Origin of the sequence: Bradyrhizobium sp. NBAIM08 (assembly GCF_020193935.1) — a bacterium.
In the GTDB taxonomy this organism is placed as follows: domain Bacteria; phylum Pseudomonadota; class Alphaproteobacteria; order Rhizobiales; family Xanthobacteraceae; genus Bradyrhizobium; species Bradyrhizobium yuanmingense.
In genome coordinates this window covers 1-423 of the sequence record NZ_JADYVR010000667.1, presented here as the reverse complement: position 1 = coordinate 423, position 423 = coordinate 1, and the positions used below count along the sequence as shown (strand labels likewise).

The 423-nt window shown below is 35.7% G+C and carries 1 protein-coding gene; it reads left to right on the top strand.

All coding sequences use genetic code 11. The features are described 5' to 3' along the window. On the top strand, positions 1-423 hold a 423-nt coding region (locus I6F37_RS41470; RefSeq protein WP_225154592.1), incomplete at both ends, for a metallophosphoesterase.

Below are 423 nucleotides of genomic sequence, written 5' to 3'. Positions count from 1 at the left end.
ATACAAATGAAATCGTAATTCTTCATATTTCAGATTTGCATTTTGGATCTAACCATATATGCAGACCTGAAGACCCAACAGCTTCAAGCGCAGGAATCCCAGGTTTAAAAGAACTCTTGCTGAATGATTTTTTGAATATAGATCCAATTACGAAAGATGATACAGATTACTCTGCTAAGAAAGACGCCCCTGTAATTGCTGCAATTACTGGTGATTTTACTCAAAGGGCAAGCCATGATGAATTTCAAGAAGCAATTGCTTTTCTGAACCAGTTAGAGGTAAGCAGTATTTTGGGGCAGAAATTAAGTAAAAACGATATTTTCATGGTTCCTGGTAATCATGATGTTCAATTCGATAAAAGAACATCTGAGGAGAGATTTCAGCCATATTGCAGTTTCTATAATAAATATTTTGGTGCCGAAC